The sequence below is a fragment of the Herbaspirillum frisingense GSF30 genome, from assembly GCF_000300975.2.
GTDB lineage: Bacteria > Pseudomonadota > Gammaproteobacteria > Burkholderiales > Burkholderiaceae_D > Herbaspirillum > Herbaspirillum frisingense.
In genome coordinates this window covers 43,789-64,423 of record NZ_AEEC02000023.1, presented here as the reverse complement: position 1 = coordinate 64,423, position 20,635 = coordinate 43,789, and the positions used below count along the sequence as shown (strand labels likewise).

Sequence of the window (20,635 nt, the reverse complement as noted above, 5' to 3'; positions counted from 1 at the left end):
TGATGAATCGCATCGCCCTGCTGGAAGACCATGAACGCATGGCCGCGCTGGTCAGCCGGGCGCTGGCGACGGCAGGCATCGAGACCGATGTCTACGGCACGCTGTCCCAGGCCACCACTGGCCTGGCACAGATCCGCTATCCGGCCCTGGTGCTGGATCGCAACCTGCCCGATGGCGACGGCCTGCAACTGGTGCGCCAGTTGCGCGCCCGCCGCATCGATACCCCCTGCCTCATGCTGACCGCGCGCGACGCCCTGCACGACCGTATCGACGGGCTGGAAGCGGGCGCCGACGATTACCTCCCCAAACCCTTTTCGATGGAAGAGCTGGTGGCACGCGTACGTGCCCTGATGCGCCGCGCGCCGCAACAACAAAGCCTGGCGCCGGAACACGGTGACCTGCGCATCGACCCGATGGAAAGCCGCATGGTCTGCGCAGCGGAGTCAATTTCCCTGTCCTCGGCCGAGCTGCAGCTGATGCTGGTGTTGGTGCGCGCAGCGGGCGCCACGGCGCGCCGTACCGCGCTGGAGGCCGCCGCCTGGGGCATTGCCGAGCCGGTCACGCCCAATGCGCTGGACGTGGCCTTGCATCGCCTGCGGCGCAAGTTGGCCGGGATCGATTCCTGCGTGCAGATCGTCAACCAGCGCGGATTGGGCTACGCCCTGAAAATGCCTCATGAAGACACCTGAAACCGCCGACCTGGCCGGTGCCACCGCCGCCCCCTCCCGGGCTTGCTGCCATCGCAGCCTGGCCCTGCACCTGCAGCTGGTCACTGCGCTGGTGCTCTCGGTTACCGGTGCCGTGATCATCGGTGTCATCACGCTGATGCTGCGCTGGGGGCCGGACCTGCTGACCGACCTGTCGCTGAAGAACAATGCCAGCCAGGTCATCAAGGGCCTGCAGTTCGACCAGAACGACCGCCCCTACCGCACCGCCATCAACGACAAGGACGACGCCGCCTACGAAATCCTCAAGGCCGATAGCGTCTATCGCATCCTGGATGAGCAGGGCCGCGTTCTGCTGGCCTCGGATGGCATCACCCAGCCCTATGCCGAGCCGGGCAATCCCTTCACACCCGCGCCAGCCCGACTGAAACTGCGTGTCGATGGTCGCACCCTGCATGTACTCACCCGGCAGTTCGAACATGGCGGCCGCAACTACTACGTCCAGGTCATGCGCAGCGAGCGCCTGCTACGCATCATCCAGGATGACAAGGGGCAGCGCCTGACCTGGATGATCATCATCGGCGCCATTGTCTGCGCGCTGCTGTTTTCCATCGTCGTGGCGGTGACCCTGCATCATCTGCTCAAGCCCTTGCGCCGGGCCGCCAATGCGGCGGCCACCATCGACATCGACAATCTGTCGGCGCGCCTGTCGGTACAAGACGTACCCCGCGAGATCACGCCGCTGTTCCACTCGGTGAACCTGGCACTGGATCGACTGGAGCAGGGCTACCGCCAGCAGCGGGATTTCCTGGCCACCGCGGCCCATGAACTGAAGACGCCACTGACCCTCATGCGCGGCCAGGTCGAACTGGGCGACGTCGCCGACGGCGAAATACTGCTGCAGGATATCGACCGCATGGCACGCCAGGTGCAGCAACTGCTGACCCTGGCCGAAGCCAGCGAGCGCCACAACTACAGCATGCAGCAGACCGCGCCGCGGGCTGCCTGGGCGCAGGCCGCCAGCCAGCTAGAGCGGCTGGCGCAGCAGATGGCGGTGAAGGTGGTGATCGGGCCGGCCGATAGTGCGCCGCCATCCATGATCCTGGCTGATCCGGGTGCGCTGGGGGTGTTGTGCAAGAACCTGCTGGAGAATGCCCTGCATCACAGCCCGCCGGGCGGGACCGTGACGCTGCACGCCAATGCCCGACGGCTGTCGGTACGCGACGAGGGACCGGGCATCGCTGAAGACGCCCTGCCCCACCTGTTCGAGCGCTTCTGGCGCGGACCACATCGACGTGACCAGGGGGCGGGACTGGGATTATCCATCTGCGCCGAGATCGCCCAGGCGCATGGCTGGGAAATCACGGCAGGCAACGGCCCACGCGGGGCCGTCTTCGAAGTGCGATTCAACCCGGCAGCGTAGGCCCGGTCAGCGTGACTTCAATGTCGCGTCGGACCAACGGTTCGCCCTCGCTGAGCCTGAATACGCTGACCATCTGCATCAGCTGAGAAAGCCAGTGGTGGGGCTACCAGGCCGCACTGAGGGCGATGCGACGCCTAAGGCATCACCCGTTGTGCCAATCAGTGTGCGGCGCCCCCCCCCTTTTTCACTGCACGCTAGTGCTATTCACCTCTCCGTCCGCGAGAACGGGTCCCGCGTCGACACGCATGACCTGCCCCATCTGATCAAACACTTTTCGACCTGCCACATCGGCGCGGCCAGGGCGTGAACGTAGATCGCCCACCAGCGCCGCGAGCGCGCAGGGAAATAACCAGGAGATCACTTCTGGCACCGACCCGTCCCCCTCCCCTTCAAAGTGAAATTCCAACGGCTAGCGTAGTCATGCAAATTCCGCGAGCAGGCTGGCGCCGGCGGGGAACCGAACTGACATCGCGCCGTATCTCCCAATCAGAGAAGCCGGCAGCCGCCAGTGACATGCAACGACACATCCGCATAGAGAAAATATGAAATTGTTTTGCTCGGGTGCTGATTTTTTATGAATAAATCTCGTCCGTTTTGAATGTCCTGACGAAAAGTTTTGGAATAAATTAGCGCTCCGAATAAATGATTTGCAGCGCTACCGCCGTGGAGCATCTTGCAGCCGCTCCACCAATAAAGCCATGAGCAACGCTCTCGCCTTCCTCTCTCATCGTCGACGTCATCGGGTGTCAGCCCCAGTGTTCCGTCCACATCCGTCGAGAGCACAAATCGGATGCGAAGCCACCCACCTCAATCACTGCCGTCGCCGCGAATCCGCAAGACAGAACCGCTCTGCGTTGCGGGACCGATCGAATTAGCTCGGGAACAGAATGGCAAGCAAGGAAGAAATTCAATCCATAGGTCGGCAAATCGGCTTCATGGTTGGAACGATGTGAAACAGGTTTCAGCTATTTCTGGAACCCGATCACCCACCTCATTTTTGATACGACGATATGTTTTTTTCGCGAGAAGATAGCCTCGGTCTGCTCGAAACTCAGGACGGCCTGAAAGTCACCGCTGGTTCGTCTTACGAACGGCTGAGTCACGCGGGCATTGTCCCTGGGCAGTTCCTCGCCATCGCCTCGCCTGACTGGTCCACCAACGGCACGCAGGAATTTGTCCTCGCGCGATTCCTGCAAGTGACGGCACGTCGTGATGACCACACCACCACGTGCAAATTGCACTGCCGTGTCATGGGCAGCTGCCGCGTCGACCAGCGCAGCGGCAGGCTGTCCTACTATGCCGGACTACCGGCCTATGGTGCGCTGATGCTCTCGCCCTCCTGCGCATGCTACGTCCTGCCCGAGCCCATCCTGCGCGCCCTGCTGGCGCTGTCGGATGACGTCGGCGAAACCTTCGAACTGGGCCATGTGCGCTGGGGCGAACATACCAGCAAAGCTACGCACCCGATGCCGGTGGCCATGAGCGTCAATGAAGTGGTGGGCAAGCGCACCGCCATGTTCGGCAAGACCCGGCTGGGCAAATCCAACGTCGTCAAGCTGCTCATGCAGGGCGTGCTCAATGCCACCCGCGAGAGTGGTCACGTCGGCCAGCTGGTGTTCGACGTCAACGGCGAATACGCCAACGACAATCCCCAGGACGGCAATTTTTCCATTGCCTCGGCCTACCCCGAGCGCGTCCAGGTGTACTACCTCTCAACCCAGCCACGCGGCAACGGCGAGTTCCTTCGCTATAACTTCTACGACATCCCGGAATGCGCCCTGACGATCTTCTCCGAATTGCTCACGCCCTCGGTACTGGACATCCCCGAGGTGCGCAACTTCCTGATGATCCGTTTCCCCGCACTATCGGCGCTGAAAGGCGGGCGCACCCATGACAGCACCGTCGCCTTCCGCAAGCTATGCCTGTTCTGGACCTTGCTGCAGGATGCAGGATTCGATCCGGGCGAGGCTGTCTGCGCCGAAATCGCTACACGCGGACTGATCAATGTGGGCTTCACGCAAGCGCTGCGCATGGCAGCCTGGCAGGCGATCAAATCGAAAGTGCCGCCGCCGATGCCCACCAGCTTCCTCGAGATGACCGAGGAGGTCCGCGTGCTCTCGGCCTTCGCACTCAAGTATTCAAACGACCCCAACCTGCGCGTGGGCCGCACCGAACTGTTCGACGAGGAAGACCGCGTGGTGCAAGAACTGCTTTGCCAGACCAACGGCGTGGGTTCCTACTTCCTGCGCGAATGCCTGCAGTTCCACTCCGCCAACGCCAGCGATTTTCTGCATGACACCCTGCGCGCCATCGATACGGGAAAGACCGTCATCATCGACCTGGGCGCGGCCAATGAACGCATCGTGCGCTACTTCTCTCGCATCATCTCCACCGCCGTGTTCCAGCAGCAGGAACACAAGTTCATCACCAACACCCTGGCCGGGCGCTTCGTGCAGATCTACTTCGAAGAAGCACACATGATCTTCCCGGTCGAGGCCGCCGGCAAGAACACCACCGACATCTATGCCCGCTTCGCCAAGGAAGGTGCCAAGTTCGGCATCGGCATTGTCTATTCCACCCAATCACCGACTTCGGTCAGCTATTCCCTGCTGACGCAGACCGAAAATTTCTTCATCGGCCATCTCTCCAGCGACATCGATGTCGATGCCCTGGCCTCGGTGCAAAACCTGTTTGCTGCCGTCAAGGACGACATCCTGCAATTCCGCCTGCCCGGCTTCATGCGGGTATTGAGCTATTCCCGTCGCTTCGTCTTGCCGATCCAGGCGAAGCGTTTCGATCCGCGAGAAAGGAGATAGACCCGTGAGGAAATAAATCGCCAGTCCGACGATAACGACCATGCAACACAGATCAAGACGGACAAGTCAGCGAAACTGCGTCGGCGCCCTGCTTGCCTGGCCCGAGCACATCGCCCGCCTGTATTGGTCATCCCATGTTTTATCACCAGAGCCGTCCTTTCAGACGGCATTAACGAAGTTCAAGGAATACTAAAAATGCTTTACTCCCCTCACGCAATACACAAGACGCGCACCCTTCCACGTACGCAAAGCGGTTTCACCATTGTCGAACTGTCAGTGGCAGTTGCCATTGCCGGCGTGCTGCTGGTCTCGGCCATTGCGCTGGTGCAGGTGGTGCTGCGGCAAGCGCGGGCTAATGATGTGGTCAGCGGCATCCCCCGCATGATGGCCCAGATCGATAAGATCTATGCCCGGACCAACACCTTCGCCGGCCTGGGAACCGAAGTCGCCATTGGCTTCGGCGCCTTTGACGCCGCCTTCGACATTCTGGGTACCGCCCCCAGCCGCACCGCCAATAACCGCTTTGGTTTTCCCACCACCGTTGATGTCGCAACCGTATTCACCGGCGCGGCAAGCAACTCTGGCTATGTTGTTACTTTAGCTGGCATTCCTACTGCCTCGTGTGCCGACATTGTCTCTTCCGCTTCTGCTACCGGCGTACGCGGCATTCTTGTTCAACCTGAGGCAACGGTGGGGACCCGCTCGATTACCGCTGCGGGCATTGCCACGTTGACTTTAGCCGGCATGCAAGCAATTCCCGCGGGGGGCGGGACTGCAGTCCCGGCTACAGGCGGCGCTGCGGTAGTGCAAGGACACCGGCCGAACGGTGCACTCGATATCGCAGCGATGACCAATGGTCGTGCCTGCGGCACCGGCGACGCCTCCGTGAGCATCGGTCTGATCAACTGGAAGTAATGCGCTTCGGATAGTTCTTTTCGATGCCGCCTCGGTCCGAGGGGCGGCATTAAAGAAAATATCCGCATTCCTATGAGAAAACACCACTCCGGCTACACATTGGTAGAGCTCTCCGTGGCCCTGGCCCTGGCCGGCATGATCGTGCTGACCAGTATTACCGGCACGACATGGCTGCTCGCACAACAGAGAATCAATGAACTCTCCGCCGAGAATGGTAACGCGATCAGGCGCATCAACGATGCCTATGACCAATTGCCCAACTATGGCGGTTTGACCTTGCGGCAGGCGGTGTCCTTGGGCGCGTTCAACCACTTCCTCATCACCCAGCGCGGCGCGAACAATGTCACCGTGACCCATCCATTCGGAGGTGCCGTCGGCGTAGCACCGATCGGAGTTGCATCTCGGGCTTGGGGTTTATACCTGAATGCCATCCCGACAAAGCACTGTGCCGACCTCTTGTTCCAGTTCGCGCCGATAGCTGATGCACTTGTGGTCTTTCCCGACGGAATTGCCGACCCTGTTGGCTGGGCCCCCATTGTCGGCCTTGACTCCAACCTGCCTGCGATCACCATCAGCGCTGGCCTTAACGTCGCCGTCCCGCGCATCGTCAGAAATCTTGGCCAGGATCTTGCTCCTGCTGCGCTGTCCGCGGCCTGTCGAGACGCTGGCAACAACTTCGGTGTACTGCTAGTGAGATCCAAACTACGATGACCCCTTTCACCCTATCCCAGCGGGGCAACTCCAGACACATCCATGGCAGAGCCACCTACGCCCCTTTGCGACGGCTGCGCCAATGTGGTTTCACGCTGATTGAGTTATCCGTCTCAATGGCCATTTCCGCCATTCTTGTAGTGGCCTCGCTAGAGGTATTGCGTCAGCAGCTTGATCAGGCCGAGGTAAGCTCGTCATCCCGCTTTTTGCAACAGACGATGCTGTCACTGCAGAATTTCTTGGTGAACGATGACGGTTCCGCCCCAATCGATACCGGCACACTAGCCAGCGGTGCCACCGTGGCCCGGCAATATGTAGGGGCTGGCGTCGGTGACAAGACCCAAATCAACAATACCTGGGGCGGGCGGTTGTTCTTGGAGCCACTGATCGGCGGCGGCAGGAGCAGTTGGGTATTGCATGTATCAGGTCTGCCTGCGCGCCTGTGTCCGGACATCGTGCAGAACCTGGAATCGACCCTGAATACTTCCGGACTACGGCACGCCCTGGCCGGCGCGGCCACTACCGGTGAAGATGTCACCAAGCCAGCGCTGCGTTCGGTCGCGCTGAATGCAAACCGTGCGCTGACCACGCCGCTGGCCAACGTGTTTGTGATCAAGAGTGACCCCTATACCCCTCTCAATCCCGCCACGCTGAGCCTCCTGTGCGAAACCGCTCTACCTTACTTCACCCTCTTCCTCACGAGCAACAACCACGCTCTCTAGGCATGACATCTACTTATGAACAAAGTCACGGTTCACCTCATTCATTGCACCCGCCCTTGCGGCCTGCCCCGTCGGTGGCTACGTGCCTTTGCCCTCCTGGCGGTCTGCATTCCCGTCCATGCCCAGCAAGTGGGGGGGCATGATCCGACCAATGCGGAGGCACCTGCCGCCACTGGGCGCGCCTCCGCCTGGCTGCCCAAGGGCGCCGCGATTGAACCCGAACTGACCAACGGCATTGGCGTTTCCGCAATAGACCATCATCCCGACCCGGGCGTGCAGCAGTGGCAGGTACGACGTGCCGATGTCTCGGTGCGCCGCATGCTGCAGCGGTGGGGGCAAGAGGCCGGCTGGCAACTGGTGTGGGATGCACCGCGCGATTTCCCCATCGAGACCGAGCTGCAATTATCCGGTCGTATCGAGCAGGTGGTCAGCGCCGTAGTGGAGTCACTGGCCACCACCGACTATCCGATGCAGGCACGCATCAACAGCGAGTTGCGCATCATCCGCATCGGCGGCTATCTGGAAGGTAAGGCTCGCTGAGGCCCATCAAGGTAACTTATGACCATCGAACAGATCATCGTCCCCCTGAACCAGTTCCATCTGCCGGCGGTGCAGCGTCTGCGGCAAGGCCGCCGTTGTGCTCACATGCTTATCCTGATCATTGGCATCAGTGTCTTGTGCACCGCGTGCAGCACCTGGCGCCGAGCCGATCGGACCCTGGACAAGGTCATCACCCGCACGGACAGCTCACGCGCCGAACTGACCACGCCCCAACCGCGCCCGGCTTATGCGATCAAAGACACGCGGCTGATCATCGCAACACGCTCCATACCTCTGTCACGCGAGGCAGCACTACCGGATGCGATGCGCCAGGTGGCCTTCCGCTTCCCGGGACGTTATTCCGTGGCCACCATCGTCGAGCGTATCGCCAGCGAGACCGGCGTACCGATGCTGCTCACGCCCGACGCGCTCATGCCGGCCTCGCGCTTCACAGTCGGAGCCACAGCCGGCGCGGCACTCGCCGCAGCCGCCCTGCCGCTTCCGGGTGCGCAGGGCAGCGCGAGCGAGAAAAGCGCCTTCGGCGAAAAGAATCTGAGCGATCTCAACTTCAGCAACCAGACGTATGGCAATACCTATGAGCTCAACTACGCCGGCTCGTTTGCGGGCCTGCTGGATTACGTGGCCGTGCGCGCAGGATTGCAGTGGAAGTACGAGGATGACCGCATCCTCTTCTATCGCCTCAGCACCCGTACCTTCTTCGTCAAGACCCTGAGTACCTCCTTCAAATACTCCGCTTCGCTGTCAGCCTCGACTGGCGGCGATGGCGGAGGCAGTGGAGGCAACGGCGGGGGCGGGGGTGGTGGAGGCGGCGGAGGCAGTTCGGCCAGCATGGATTTCGAATCCGACTTCTGGGGGGGTATCGAAAAGACCTTGGGTTCGCTCATCTCCGGCGGCGGCAAATTCTCGGTCGACGGCAAATCAGGCGTGATCACGGTGACCGATGCCGCCGAACCGATGAAGGCCGTGGAAAACTATATCGAGCAAGTCAACAAATCCTTGATGCGTCAAGTCAGCCTGGAAATCCAGGTGCTGTCAGTACAGTTGAACGACGAATTCTCGGCCGGCATTGACTGGAACGTAGTGCGCAACGGTTTCTCGTCAACCACCCCCGCGGCGCTGTTGCCCAGCCAGTCCGGCAGCCCCTTCACCATCGGCTACCAGAACGGTAACGGCACTAACGCGATGATCAAGTTGCTCAAGACATTTGGGCGGGTCTCGACCACCTATTCGGGGGTGGCCGTGACCTCCAACCGGGTCTCGGTACCGCTGATGGTGGTCAACCAGCAGGCCTACCTGAAGCAGACCCAGGCGGCAGTCGTCGCTGGTGGGCAGGTGGGCAGCGTCACTACCACCGGCCCCAGCCTGACGCCGGGGCAGATCAGCACGGGCATGTCCCTGGCCTTCTTGCCGGTGGTGCTGGATTCCAACCAGGTGCTGTTGCAGACCTATATCAACATCTCCAGCTTGAAGGGCCTGCCCTCATTCAGTTCATCCGGGCAAACCATTCAACTGCCCAACGTGAGTGCCTTCACTGTAGGCCAACGCATGGTGGTGCCTTCGGGGGAAACGCTGGTCATGCTGGGGTATGACCAGGCCCAGACCAATTCCAGCAACAGCGGCAGCGTCGATGGCCTCGCCGCCAGCAAGACCGCTTCCAACGTCCGGCAATCCTTCGTGATCCTGATCACCCCACGACTGACCGATGTTTAAGACTCTACTCAACAAGAAGCCGGTCCGCAGAACCCGACCGGTCGTAGACCACAGCCGCATCTTCCCGAAAGAGAAGGTGGCCCTGGTGGCTGGCCTGCACTGGGTGCCATTGACCAAAGGCGAACGGAGCAAACTCTTCAGCGCTGCCCGGGCCGAGGACGAGCACAGCTATTGCATCACACCTGATGGTACGCAGATCGGATTTTTCTCCTCCAACCCGGGTGGTCATGGAAAGGGGCGGGGCGCACTGGTCTCGCTGGCACTGCTGTTGGGCCAGAACTATTCGCACGGCGGCGAAGAAATCTTCGCCTTCCATGTCGATACCAGGCGCAGCTGCGTGGTCGTGCTGCGCGACGGACAGCCGGTGCCGGGATTTGATGTCATCGGCAACACCGAGGTAGTGAGCGAGCGCATCAGCACCTTCCTGCAGCTCACCGACCCGGGCTCGGTACGGCGGGTCGGTGCAGTCGATCTGCTGGGCAATGTGGAAGAGATCGACTGGGACCTGGTGCTGGACGAAGTCACAGCCAAGGTGCGCCTGAAGAAGATTCCCGACATCAGGAAAATGCTCGTTTTGCTGGCGGCATCGGCGGTCGTGTTCGTGGTGGGCTTCGGCGCGGTCACCTACAAGCTGGCCCGGGACAAGAAGCTCGCCGACGAGCAAGCACGCATCGCCAGCGATCCCAACATTGTCTACGAAAACAAGATTGACGTTGATCTGGCGGCTGTTACCGGCATCGGCCAGATCAGCCTTCAGCGCATGCTGGGCGGTCTGAAGCAAATTCCGCTTCAGATCAAGGGCTGGCGACTGAGCAAGGTGGAATGTACGCCGGCACTGTGTAATGCCTCCTGGATCCGCAGCTACGGCAACTTTGCCGAGTTCGGACATGCGCTCCCGCCCTCGGCAATGGGCCAGCCGCAATACGACGTCTTCAGTCCCGACGATCTGACCAGCGCCCAGTTGGTGACGCAGCACCGCCTGGACAATGCTGCGGCGGTCGCACCTCCACCACCGAAGCTGACGCGCGCGGCACTGCCGCTGCGCAGCACAGTGTCATCGAAGTTCTTCAGCACCCTGCAAGACCTATCCATGATGGACATCAAAGTCAAGGTGGAGCCGGCACAACTGTTCGCCGGACAAGGGGACATCAACCAACTGGTACGCCCGGTAGTCAACGCGGTCTGGGCCATAGAAGGACCACTGTGGACCATGGAGGACATCGTGCTGGAAGACTACGTGGCTATCGATAGCATCACGGTCGAACTCGACACGGATAAGACCGTCGCGCCCATTGAAAAGACCCGCTACAAGCTCTCTGGAAAATATTATGCAAAAGGTAAAGACTTCTAACTTGCCGCCGATGGTCGCACTCACCGCCTTGCTGCTAGGCGCGGCGCTACCCTGCCATGCCATGGACGCAGCAGCACCGGCCGATGCGAGCGCCAGCCGTATCGACCAGGGCGCCACTCTGGGCGACATGATCAAGCTCGCCAAACAAGTCGGAGAACGGGAATTCGCTGCCCGCCTCAATCCAGCCAGCAAGAATCCCTCCAAGGACACTCCCGCTGAACCCGTGGTGGAAAGAAATCCGGTGCTTCTGGGCCTGTACGGAATCGACCGCAATTACAAGGCCGAACTTGATGTCAACGGCCAGTCACGCGTAGTACCTGTGCCTGGGCCGCTGCGCAAGATGGGGCCGTGGAAATACATCATCCTCATGGAGGAAGGTGTGCTCTTGACCAAGAGCCCCCAGGACAGCATCAAGGCGGGTAGGGAAAAACGCGGTGCGGCGGTGCAGGCCTGCCAGCAACAGGAGACCTGCCTGTTCCTTTCCGTGCCCAAGGGCGGCGACGATTCGCGCGCGTTAGTCACAGCGGATACCCAGGCACGCCATCTGGCCAGCCAGTTACCGGGCAAAGGCCGCCTACCAGCCCTGGAATTCGGCGGCAAGCCCCAGATCCCGGGCGATCGCGTCAATATGGGTAATACGGCACCGGCCTTGCGTTGATAAGCGGCATCCACATGCTTCCCGAAAAAAAGTCATCACCGAACCTGGAAATGGCCCATCTCCGGCGCGCCGAGGAACTGCCGCAGTTCCGTAGCGTGATGGAGATGTGGCCGGCCGAAAAATACCGCACTTTCAACCAGGAGCGCATCGCCGTGCTGAACATGGAAGCGGGCGTGATTGCCATGGTTGCCACCCGGGGCGTGAACCTGTCCTCGGAGTGGTTCCACATCCTTGACCGCCTCAAGCGCGACGGCAAGACGCCACGCATGTTCTTCACCGCCGAACCTATCGTCTTCGAGGTCCTCGACTATCAGGTCGCCGCCAACCATGAAGCGGCGGCGACCAGGGCGGTATCGGGGATTGACCTGATCATCGCCGAATCCAAGCCCTTGAACTACTTCGCCGACATGGTCGGGCGCACCATCGAGATCGGCGCCAGCGATGCCCATCTCGAGGTACGCGGCGACCATGCCACGCTTAACGCCCGCGTGGATGGCGTGATACGCCGTATCGGCAGCTATCCGGCACAGATCGTCATTGATGCCGTGAGCGCTGCCTTTACCGTGCAGGCCGAGGAATTGTCGCGCTCGGATGCAGCGTTCAATGCCCGCCTGCCGCAGCAGGCCATGATCCCGATCCGCAACAAGGAACGGGATTTCACTCTGCGCTACCAGAGCCACCCCTCGGTGGGAGGCTTCGATGTGGTGCTGCGGATCCTGCATTCCAGCGCCAGTTCCTCCAGCAAGGTCAAGACCCTGCCGGAACTGGGCTACCTGCCCAGTCAGGTGGAGCAGCTGGACCTGGCCATGCAATCGGCCTGGGGCGGCGTGTTCGTGGCTGGCGTGACCGGATCGGGCAAGACCACCACGCTCAACTCCATGCTGTCGATGCTGGCTGCCGGAGGCGAACGCAAGATCATTTCCATCGAAGACCCGGTCGAGTACATTGTGCCGGGCGTGACCCATCTCTCGGTGCAGCGGACCAATGCCATCGGCGCGGAAAACCCTTTCCTCAACGCCATGCGGGCCTTTCTGCGGCTTGACCCCGATATCGGCATGTTCGGCGAGGTGCGCGATCCGCTCTCCGGCGAAATCGCCCAGGCCGCCATCGAAACCGGCCACAAGATCTTTACCACCGTGCATGCCACCTCGGCCCTGGGCATCGTCTCGCGCCTGACCTCCAAGATGGTAGGACTGGACCGGCATGCCGTCTGCAATCCGGAATTCCTGTCCATCCTGGTCTATCAGGCGCTGCTGCCCAGGAACTGTACGCATTGCAAGCTGCCCGCCAGAGAGCGCCTGCCGGCCGAGGAGTTGAACGCCTACGAAACCGTCTTCGGTCTCGACATCGACCAGATGATGTGCGCCAGCGACAGCGGCTGCGTCCATTGCCGCATCCCCGGCGTGGATTACAGCCAGCTGTCGCACGCCGGTACCCGCGGCGTATGCGTGGCGGCCGAGGTGATCACGCCCGACAACGACCTGCTGCGGCTCTTGCTGGCCGGGCGCGATCTGGATGCGCGCGACCACTACCATGCCGCCCGCGTCGCCCCCTTCGATGCCCTGGACATGCGTGGCAAAGCCGCCTGGGGCCATGCCCTCTACAGCCTGACCCAGGGGCAGATCGACCCCTATTACTTCAAGACTACCTTTGGTCATCCCAAAGGATTCCGCCAAATCGTGCACAAGAGAATGTCATGAACGTATTCGAACACCTGCAACTGAGCATGGCCAAGCGCCAGCTGCGCGCACGCCGGGCCGAGTTCTATTTCGACCTGGCCATGTCGCTGGAAGACCGGGTGCCGCTGTTTTCCACCTTCAAGAAGTACGAGAAGCGCGCCCGCAAGCGCGACCGGGGCATGGCCCTGCTCTACCGCCACATCCTTAGGAACGCCATCAACGGTTCGCTGGCCACGGCGCTGGAGGGCGTGGCGCCCACCTCGGAACTGATGATGCTCGATGCCGCCCAGACCGCTGGCGACGCCAGCGTGGCCGAGGGCCTGCGCTTCCTTTCCGGCACGGTGGAAAAGACCGAGCGCATGACGGCTGCCATCAAGGGCGCGGTGATGTATCCACTGTTCCTGATCGCGCTGTTCTACGCCATTCTGCTGGGCTTTTCGTTCTACGCCATTCCGGTGCTGGAATCGATCATGCCCGTGAGCGAGTGGCCAGCCTCGGGCAAGGCCCTGGCCGCCGTTGCCAACGGCGTGCGGCACTACGGACTGATGATGATCGGGACCAATGTCATCCTCTTCATCGCCTTCATGTATTCGTTGGCCCACTGGGCCGGCCCAAGTCGACGGCCGTTCGACAAGCGCCTGCCCTATAGCGTCTACCGCGACTATTCCGGCGCCATGCTGATCGTCTCGCTGGCCTCGCTGATGCGCTCGGGAATTTCGCTGCGCTCGTCGCTGGAGCAGGCGGTGCGCTACTCGACCCCGTGGATGCGCTGGCATGTGCGCAGCATCCTGCGCGGTATCAGCTCGGCCAATGCTGAAAACTTCGGTGCAGCCTTCGGCACCGGCGTGCTCAACCAGGATCTGGAAGACCGCATCATGGATGCCTCCGAACGCCGCGATCCGGTGGAAGCCTTCGTCAAGATCGGCACCGGCTCCATCGACCGCATCGCCACCTCCATCGAAAAATCGTCTGCCCGTCTCAACAGCGTGATGCTCCTGCTCTGCGGTGTCGCGCTGGCCTCCATGCTTCTCGGCTTCATGGCGACCACGCAACAACTGCAGAGTGCCGTGCAAAAGAAAACCCAACAAACCTCGCAGAGGAACTAATGACTTCCCTACTTCATCGCATCGCGCAGCAGCTGCTGTGCTTCCCCCGGTGCAGTCTTCTCCCTGCCCCCCATCGGCACCCACGGCGCTACCCGTACCGCCGACAACGCGGTTTCGCACTTGGCCAGGCACTGGTGACCACGGCCATGCTGGGCACAGCCGGCGCGGTTGGCACCGACTGGGCTTCGCAGCAACGCCAGACCGCTGTGCTGGAAGCGCAGAACGCTGCCTATGCGCGCATCAACAATGGCATAGGCGCGTACATGACACTGTACTATCCGCACATCATCGACCGTAGCACCTACCCCGACAGCTGTGCCAAGGTCAGCTATCCAGCCTCAGGCAGCCCTGACAAATCATGCTATTTCGCGGCCAGCTACACAGATGCTGCCGGCGCGAGCAAGACACATCAGGTCACCAACATCCTGCAGCCGACGCTGGCCGACCTGCAGACCCTCGGCCTGGTGGACCGGGAGATTCCTGCCGCCCCCTTGTTGCCGGTGCATGCCACGGTGGTCACGGGCGGCGCCACCGGCAACGCGGCCGCCAAGCATGACAACATCTACGGCATCGTCATCAAACGTACGCCGGCCGGGACCGACATCAATCTGGATTCGCTGGTCTTCAACGTGCAGCCCTATGCGCTGGTGCAGGCGGACATGTCGGGACTGCTGCGCATGTCCAACGGTGTGGGTGCAAGTTCGGGGTTACCCGATCGCGATGCCACCACCAGCAGCATCAATCCCCAGTTCGATCTGAAAGCCTATGCCGGTGCCTGGAGCGTTCCCAATCCGGTGCAGCAGCGGGTAAAAAACGTCACCACGGGCTTACCCGGCATCCTGGCCTGGCGCAATGGCTATGCAGCCGCCGTCGCGCTGGAACTGATCCGCCGCGACGGCTCGCTCAAGCCGACGGCGGACTGGGATTTTGCCAATCACTCCATCACCAATCTCAAAGAATTAGAGGCGCAGCACATAACCACCAGCACCCTGACGGCCAATGGTGCCGCCAAACTCAACAGCACGCTGGATGTCACTGGTACCCTGACGGCGCTGGGCAAGATGGTGGTCCAGGGTGCTACCGATATCCAGTCGCTGGTGGTCAATGGTGAGGCCACCTTCAAGGCCCCTGTGAAGATGGAGAAGTCGCTGGATGTGGCAGGCCAGTTGAACGCCAAGGGTGGTGTTAGCACCGCCCATCTGAACATCGAGAACGGCACCCAGCTTACCAGCGACGGCGCCCGTCTATTGGTGAATGGCGACTTCGTCACGTTGGGTACGAAATGTGCACAGAATCTGGCGCTGGCGCAGGACACCACCGGGCGCCTGATGATGTGCGCCGCCGGCAGCTGGCAAACCGCCAACAACAACTATGGCCTGAGCCAGGTTAATGCCGGCGACAGTTGCAGCCCGGACGGTTCAGCCGCCTATCTGCCCAACGGCCTGATGGCCATCTGCAGGGAACACAAATGGCAACCCGCAGCCATGGGTAGCCAGGTATCGGGGCAGTCCTGCACCACGAAGGGCATGATGGCTGCTGAAATCACCGCGCAAGGCGTGGCCAATCTGCTCGTCTGCAAGGCGGGCAGCGGCAGCGGCCTGGCCTGGTCGGCCAGCATCTATGCGCGCCCCAAGGCAGAAGTCGCCAAGGAAGGGGACAGCTGCAACACCGATCAGGTCAATGCCTTGGCAAGTAACCGCAACGGTGATGAGTCGGGCATCCTGCGGTGCACGTCCAACGGCAGTGGCGGGGCACAGTGGAAGCTTCCGTTCAAGAAATATACGGAAGAGATCATCGATACCGGGGAATATCTGGTCGTCGATTTTAGTTGGAGGGAGTATTGGTACCATCCCGCGCTGGGCCTTCAGGGACAGACCGTCCAGGGAGAAAAAGTCCATCTGACACACTGGAAAAATGGCGTCCCCATCAACAGCTGGGCAAACAAACAGGAGACACGCGGACTCGATAAAGGACTGTATTTTTTCCGGAACAGAGAATTTGGAGGAAATTACCCGGATGACAACTACAGCCGCATGCTTTTCAAGTTCAACCCTCCCATGAACCCGTCGGAATGGACAAAGCCCAAATTCAGAAGGCCAAGCTCCAGCTGCACGAACTGCTATTTCGACGATGATGGGAAGGCCGGAGGCCCGGACAGACGATATACCAATTTCCAACCGGACTCACTTGAGATCGACTTTTATAATAACCCGGTGTACACCTCCCCAGGCGTAGTCTCCCTCAGAGGTAACGTCAGTTATTACCAGTTCGTCATGTTCAAGAAAAAACGCTGGACCTACCTGACCACGGAATAAGCGATGCACGCTACCGAGATGATGTTGATCCTGCTGTTCCTGCTCCTGGCCTATGGCGGCCCGTTCTTGCTGGGCTACCTGTACTTCCGCCTGCGGCGTGCACGCAGGGGTCGCGTACCGGTCGCTCCCTCCGGCCGGACGCGCTCTGCCGCGCTACCTCTGCTCTGCGTGGCGACCTTGTTGCTGGCCTTTGGACTCGGTCACTTCCGGGTACTGAGCTACCCCGGCGCCATCATGCTGTCGATGGTGCTGGGAGCGCCGGTGTTCTTCCTCAGTGCCGCACCGCTAGTCAAGGCCAGACCTTCCACACCGAAGGATGAACGCTGAATGTACCGTCCCTATAAAGCCCTGATACTGGGCGCTACACTGGCGAGCGCCTTGTACGGCACGCCGGCGCGGGCGTCCAACCTGTGCTTCGAACAGGCGGGGACGCGCTACGGCGTATCTCCGCTGATTTTGCAGGCCATTGCCCAGCAAGAGTCAGGCATGAATCCCCGTGCACTGAATCGCAACCGCAACGGCACGCGCGACATCGGCATCATGCAGATCAATTCCAGCTGGCTGGGATTTCTGGCGCGCTACCGCATCAGTGAATCTGACCTGCTTGATGCTTGTACCAACATCCATGTCGGCGCCTGGATACTCGGTTCCAATTTCCAGCGCATGGGTGTGAGCTGGGAAGCCCTCGGTGCCTACAACGCAGTCAGCCCCGACAAGCGCGCCCGCTACGCCACCCAGGTCATCGTCCGCCTGCGCCATCTGCTCAGAGAAGCCAGGTAGTCAGCGGTGCGTCGGCACCGCTTCTCCCCTCCCATCAAGGAACACGCATGTTTGGATTGGCCCACGCGCTTTTCGCCGACACCAGGTTCGTCATCAGCGCTGCGGCGCTGGGCGGACTCTTCATTGGCAGCTTTCTGAATGTACTGATCTATCGCCTGCCATTGATGCTGGAAGCGGCCTACGCTTACCCACACGAGCAGGAATCACTGGGCGCAGGACAGCTACCCTCGACACCAGTAGCGCCACTGACACTGGCCACGCCCCGCTCGCATTGCCCAGCCTGCAAGCGCCCGGTACGCCCCGCCGAAAACATTCCGGTCCTCAGTTACCTGTTCCTGCGCGGTCGCTGTGCCGGCTGCCAGGCCCGCATCCCGCTGCGCTATCCCCTGATCGAACTGGGTAGCGCCCTGCTCGCTGCCGGTGCCGCCTGGCACTTTGGTCTGACGCTGCAACTGGCGGGCGCATTGCTGCTGCTATGGGCGCTGACCGCCCTCTTCTTCATCGATCTCGATCACCAGATCTTGCCCGACTGCCTTACCTTGCCGCTGCTCTGGCTGGGACTTTTGTTCAATTCGTTTGCCGCCTTCGTTCCCCTGCGCGAGGCCGTCTGGGGTGCGGTCGCCGGGTATGCGGCACTGTGGAGTATTTTCTGGATCTTCCGCCTCTTCACCGGGAAGGACGGCATGGGTTACGGCGACTTCAAACTGCTAGCCGCACTTGGCGCCTGGCTGGGCTGGGCGCCACTGCTGCCAGTCATCGTGCTGGCGTCGACCGGCGCAGCGGTGGTCGGGCTGTGGCAGATGCGCCTGCGCGACGTCGGCCGTGAACAGACCATCGCCTTCGGCCCCTACCTTGCTGTCGCGGGCGCGGTGGCGCTATTTGGGGAAATGGGGCGGTGGACGGGTAATTTGATGTTGATCTGAGCCTGTTACCCACCTACCTGATCAGTGAGTGATGACTCAGAAAAATCTCGATGGTGGCCTCTCCTATCCGCATTAGGACCACATGGAAGAACTATTCCTTCATTTTCTTCGATCGATGGTTGAAGTTGCATACCTCGTCTTTACGCGCGCCTTCCAATGGCCGCGTCAGTTCATGTGGCTAAACGATGAAGGACACTTCATCACAAGATATCTCGTATCGTTTATCGGTGGCTGCATTACCTCCGGCCTCACACTCTTTCTAGTGGAGCAGCTATCTATTTGGCCCCACAAATTTCTCACTATCACCTTGTTTGTAGGGCCATTTGGGGCGGCATGCCTTTTCCAAGAAATTGGCCGCTATTACATGAGCATGGATTCGTCCTACCCTCGTGGTTACTTTTCGCAAGCACTTTGGTACGCACTAGGTTTCGCCTCCATGAGATTCTTCATTTTCCCCATTTGCGCCATGATCGCCCACGCGTATCGCTAGCAAACCATGGCAGGCAACGGCCCACGCAGGGCCGTCTTCGAAGTGCGATTCAACCCGGCAGCGTAGGCCCGGTCGGCGTGACGTCGATCTCGCGCCGTACCACCGGTTCGCCCTCGCTGAGGCGGAACACGCTGACCATCTGCATCAGCTGACCGGCCTGGTTCTGCATCGACGCAGCAGCAGCGGCCGCTTCTTCCACCAGCGCGGCGTTCTGTTGGGTGACCTGATCCATCTGGGTGATGGCCAGGTTGATCTGCTCGATGCCGCTGGTCTGCTCGGCGCTGGCGGCGCTGATCTCGGCCACGATAGCGGTCACGCGGCGCACGCTGCTGACCACTTCCTGCATGGTATTGCCGGCCTGTTCAACCAGACGGCTGCCGTCATCGACCTTCTCCACCGAGTCGTTGATCAGTTCCTTGATTTCCTTGGCGGCCGAGGCCGAACGCTGGGCCAGGGAACGCACTTCCGAGGCCACCACCGCAAAGCCCCGTCCCTGTTCACCCGCACGCGCCGCTTCCACGGCCGCGTTCAAGGCCAGGATATTGGTCTGGAAGGCGATGCCGTCGATCACGCTGATGATTTCCACGATCTTGCGCGAGGAGGCGTTGATGGCGCCCATGGTGTCGACCACCTGGTTGACCACGCCCCCGCCCTGCTCGGCCACGGCCGAGGCGGAATGCGCCAGCTGGCTGGCCTGGCGGGCGTTGTCGGCGTTCTGGCGCACGGTGGAAATGAGTTCTTCCATGGCCGAGGCGGTTTCTTCGAGCGAACTGGCCTGCTGTTCGGTGCGCGAGGACAGGTCCAGGTTACCGGCGGCGATCTCGGAAGAGGCGGTGCTGATGGTGTCGGTACCGGTGCGTACGTTGGTGACGATGCCGCGCAGGCTGTCGTTCATGTCCCGCAGGGATTGCAGCAACTGGCCGGTTTCGTCACGCGTACTGACCTGAACCTGGGCCGAGAGGTCGCCTTCGGCCACCTTGCGCGAGACGGTCACGGCCGTATGCAGCGGCTTGGTGATGCCCAGCGTCAGGTAGCGTGCCAGTACGATGCCCAGCAACAGGATCAGGCCTTCCAGCACCAGGATCAGTACCCGGCTCTGGGCGGCGATATCATCGATTTCCTTGGCGGTGTCATCGATATCCTTGCGCTGCAGATCGACCATGTCGCGCATCAATTGCTGGTACAGGGCAGCGGCCGGCACGAAGGTCTTGTCCAGCAACTGCATGGCCTCATCCACCTTGCCCTCGGCCTTGAGCTTGACGATCTGGTCGCGCGAGGACAGGTAGATCTTGCGTTGCTCGCCGATCTTCTGGAACAGCTCCTTTTCGCGAGGGGTCACCAGCAGCTTCTCTACCGCCTTCTGGTATTCGGTGGAACTACGGGTCGATTCGGCCGCCTCGGCGGCGAAATAGGGTCCCAACGACGGGTCGCTGCTCTTGGCAATGGCCAGCGTGCGGCGAATGCCGGACGAGAGATTGGTGTACCAGTCCCCCATGATCCGCTCGGTCTTGAGTGGATCGCTCATCATTTCACGGGTCGCAGAGGAGACCTGCTCCAGTCGCCACAGGCTCATCCCCGCCACCACGACGGAAAAAGCCAGGATGATGGCAAAGCCGAGCGTAAGGCGTTTGCCAATATTCATATTGCCTAAGATGTTCATTTGAGATCCGTCCCGAGTGAAGCACCTGACAGGTACTCCCCCATTAGTTAGCATGCTTTCATTATTCTTTTGACCACGGCAACCCCGATTGCCGCTGCCTTGCACTATGGCACGGGGAATCAGGCTGGACAAGAAAGCAAAGGGCAGAAC

Annotated in this window: 18 protein-coding genes; 17 read left to right on the top strand and 1 reads right to left on the bottom strand. The window is 61.0% G+C overall.

Translation table 11 applies throughout. The annotated features are described in order from the left end of the window. Window positions 1-2: 2 nt before the first annotated feature. The 17 genes from HFRIS_RS16055 to HFRIS_RS15970 all read left to right on the top strand — a co-directional run bounded on the left by HFRIS_RS16055 (window position 3) and on the right by HFRIS_RS15970 (window position 18,825). Window positions 3-689 carry a response regulator transcription factor gene (locus HFRIS_RS16055; RefSeq protein WP_039876089.1) on the top strand — a complete coding sequence of 229 codons (687 nt, stop codon included), beginning with the start codon at window positions 3-5 and terminating at the stop codon, window positions 687-689. Next, window positions 676-2,088, top strand: coding sequence for a sensor histidine kinase (locus HFRIS_RS16050; RefSeq protein WP_006464460.1), 1,413 nt, complete (start codon window positions 676-678; stop codon window positions 2,086-2,088). Before HFRIS_RS16055 ends, HFRIS_RS16050 begins: the two co-directional genes overlap by 14 nt. Before the next feature lie 1,250 nt (window positions 2,089-3,338). After that, on the top strand, window positions 3,339-4,904 hold the full coding sequence (locus HFRIS_RS16040; protein WP_006464458.1) for an ATP-binding protein: 1,566 nt from the start codon (window positions 3,339-3,341) through the stop codon (window positions 4,902-4,904). A 195-nt stretch (window positions 4,905-5,099) separates the two neighbouring features. Next, complete coding sequence (locus HFRIS_RS16035; RefSeq protein WP_006464457.1) at window positions 5,100-5,819, top strand: type IV pilin protein; 720 nt, start codon at window positions 5,100-5,102, stop codon at window positions 5,817-5,819. 72 nt (window positions 5,820-5,891) lie between these two features. Further along, on the top strand, window positions 5,892-6,530 hold the full coding sequence (locus HFRIS_RS16030) for a type II secretion system protein (RefSeq protein WP_006464456.1): 639 nt from the start codon (window positions 5,892-5,894) through the stop codon (window positions 6,528-6,530). Continuing rightward, a complete protein-coding gene (locus HFRIS_RS16025; RefSeq protein ID WP_081626877.1) occupies window positions 6,527-7,252 on the top strand; it encodes a type II secretion system protein in 726 nt (241 codons plus the stop codon). Before HFRIS_RS16030 ends, HFRIS_RS16025 begins: the two co-directional genes overlap by 4 nt. A gap of 15 nt (window positions 7,253-7,267) precedes the next feature. Continuing rightward, window positions 7,268-7,792 (top strand): toxin co-regulated pilus biosynthesis Q family protein, encoded by a 525-nt coding sequence (locus tag HFRIS_RS24565; protein ID WP_006464454.1) that lies wholly within the window; start codon window positions 7,268-7,270, stop codon window positions 7,790-7,792. An 18-nt stretch (window positions 7,793-7,810) separates the two neighbouring features. Further along, window positions 7,811-9,523, top strand: a complete 1,713-nt coding sequence (locus HFRIS_RS25320; protein WP_006464453.1) for a secretin N-terminal domain-containing protein — start codon at window positions 7,811-7,813, stop codon at window positions 9,521-9,523. Continuing rightward, window positions 9,516-10,874 (top strand): type 4b pilus protein PilO2, encoded by a 1,359-nt coding sequence (pilO2, locus tag HFRIS_RS16010; protein ID WP_081626874.1) that lies wholly within the window; start codon window positions 9,516-9,518, stop codon window positions 10,872-10,874. Before HFRIS_RS25320 ends, pilO2 begins: the two co-directional genes overlap by 8 nt. Continuing rightward, a complete protein-coding gene (locus tag HFRIS_RS16005; RefSeq protein ID WP_152486712.1) occupies window positions 10,852-11,532 on the top strand; it encodes a hypothetical protein in 681 nt (226 codons plus the stop codon). Before pilO2 ends, HFRIS_RS16005 begins: the two co-directional genes overlap by 23 nt. 50 nt (window positions 11,533-11,582) lie before the next feature. Continuing rightward, the gene (locus tag HFRIS_RS16000) at window positions 11,583-13,232 is read left to right on the top strand and encodes a GspE/PulE family protein (RefSeq protein ID WP_006464450.1); all 1,650 of its coding nucleotides are present in this window, start codon (window positions 11,583-11,585) and stop codon (window positions 13,230-13,232) included. Next, a complete protein-coding gene (locus HFRIS_RS15995) occupies window positions 13,229-14,317 on the top strand; it encodes a type II secretion system F family protein (RefSeq protein ID WP_006464449.1) in 1,089 nt (362 codons plus the stop codon). The genes HFRIS_RS16000 and HFRIS_RS15995 overlap by 4 nt, the downstream gene beginning before the upstream one ends. Window positions 14,318-14,463: 146 nt before the next feature. Next, entirely contained in the window at window positions 14,464-16,632 is a 2,169-nt protein-coding gene (locus tag HFRIS_RS15990) for a hypothetical protein (protein WP_006464448.1), read from the top strand. Window positions 16,633-16,635: 3 nt separating this feature from the next. Further along, window positions 16,636-16,959 carry a hypothetical protein gene (locus HFRIS_RS15985; protein ID WP_006464447.1) on the top strand — a complete coding sequence of 108 codons (324 nt, stop codon included), beginning with the start codon at window positions 16,636-16,638 and terminating at the stop codon, window positions 16,957-16,959. Then, window positions 16,960-17,412, top strand: a complete 453-nt coding sequence (locus tag HFRIS_RS15980; RefSeq protein WP_006464446.1) for a lytic transglycosylase domain-containing protein — start codon at window positions 16,960-16,962, stop codon at window positions 17,410-17,412. Window positions 17,413-17,459: 47 nt separating this feature from the next. Beyond that, window positions 17,460-18,335 carry a prepilin peptidase gene (locus HFRIS_RS15975; RefSeq protein ID WP_006464445.1) on the top strand — a complete coding sequence of 292 codons (876 nt, stop codon included), beginning with the start codon at window positions 17,460-17,462 and terminating at the stop codon, window positions 18,333-18,335. Between the two features lie 82 nt (window positions 18,336-18,417). After that, on the top strand, window positions 18,418-18,825 hold the full coding sequence (locus HFRIS_RS15970; RefSeq protein WP_006464444.1) for a hypothetical protein: 408 nt from the start codon (window positions 18,418-18,420) through the stop codon (window positions 18,823-18,825). A gap of 49 nt (window positions 18,826-18,874) precedes the next feature. Here HFRIS_RS15970 and HFRIS_RS15965 read toward each other — a convergent pair whose 3' ends face one another. Continuing rightward, the gene (locus tag HFRIS_RS15965; protein ID WP_039876048.1) at window positions 18,875-20,485 is read right to left on the bottom strand and encodes a methyl-accepting chemotaxis protein; all 1,611 of its coding nucleotides are present in this window, start codon (window positions 20,483-20,485) and stop codon (window positions 18,875-18,877) included. Window positions 20,486-20,635: the final 150 nt, after the last annotated feature.

Bases quoted from the DNA above. Each gene is read 5' to 3' on its own strand.
- HFRIS_RS25320 (WP_006464453.1), top strand. From the start codon at position 7,811: ATGACCATCGAACAGATCATCGTCCCCCTGAACCAGTTCCATCTGCCG.
- HFRIS_RS15965 (WP_039876048.1), bottom strand. From the start codon at position 20,485: ATGAACATCTTAGGCAATATGAATATTGGCAAACGCCTTACGCTCGGC.
- HFRIS_RS15995 (WP_006464449.1), top strand. From the start codon at position 13,229: ATGAACGTATTCGAACACCTGCAACTGAGCATGGCCAAGCGCCAGCTG.
- HFRIS_RS16035 (WP_006464457.1), top strand. From the start codon at position 5,100: ATGCTTTACTCCCCTCACGCAATACACAAGACGCGCACCCTTCCACGT.
- HFRIS_RS16030 (WP_006464456.1), top strand. From the start codon at position 5,892: ATGAGAAAACACCACTCCGGCTACACATTGGTAGAGCTCTCCGTGGCC.
- HFRIS_RS15985 (WP_006464447.1), top strand. From the start codon at position 16,636: ATGCACGCTACCGAGATGATGTTGATCCTGCTGTTCCTGCTCCTGGCC.
- HFRIS_RS16055 (WP_039876089.1), top strand. From the start codon at position 3: ATGAATCGCATCGCCCTGCTGGAAGACCATGAACGCATGGCCGCGCTG.
- HFRIS_RS24565 (WP_006464454.1), top strand. From the start codon at position 7,268: ATGAACAAAGTCACGGTTCACCTCATTCATTGCACCCGCCCTTGCGGC.
- HFRIS_RS15975 (WP_006464445.1), top strand. From the start codon at position 17,460: ATGTTTGGATTGGCCCACGCGCTTTTCGCCGACACCAGGTTCGTCATC.
- HFRIS_RS16005 (WP_152486712.1), top strand. From the start codon at position 10,852: ATGCAAAAGGTAAAGACTTCTAACTTGCCGCCGATGGTCGCACTCACC.
- HFRIS_RS15980 (WP_006464446.1), top strand. From the start codon at position 16,960: ATGTACCGTCCCTATAAAGCCCTGATACTGGGCGCTACACTGGCGAGC.
- HFRIS_RS16050 (WP_006464460.1), top strand. From the start codon at position 676: ATGAAGACACCTGAAACCGCCGACCTGGCCGGTGCCACCGCCGCCCCC.
- HFRIS_RS15970 (WP_006464444.1), top strand. From the start codon at position 18,418: ATGGAAGAACTATTCCTTCATTTTCTTCGATCGATGGTTGAAGTTGCA.
- pilO2 (WP_081626874.1), top strand. From the start codon at position 9,516: ATGTTTAAGACTCTACTCAACAAGAAGCCGGTCCGCAGAACCCGACCG.
- HFRIS_RS16040 (WP_006464458.1), top strand. From the start codon at position 3,339: ATGGGCAGCTGCCGCGTCGACCAGCGCAGCGGCAGGCTGTCCTACTAT.
- HFRIS_RS15990 (WP_006464448.1), top strand. From the start codon at position 14,464: ATGCTGGGCACAGCCGGCGCGGTTGGCACCGACTGGGCTTCGCAGCAA.
- HFRIS_RS16000 (WP_006464450.1), top strand. From the start codon at position 11,583: ATGGCCCATCTCCGGCGCGCCGAGGAACTGCCGCAGTTCCGTAGCGTG.
- HFRIS_RS16025 (WP_081626877.1), top strand. From the start codon at position 6,527: ATGACCCCTTTCACCCTATCCCAGCGGGGCAACTCCAGACACATCCAT.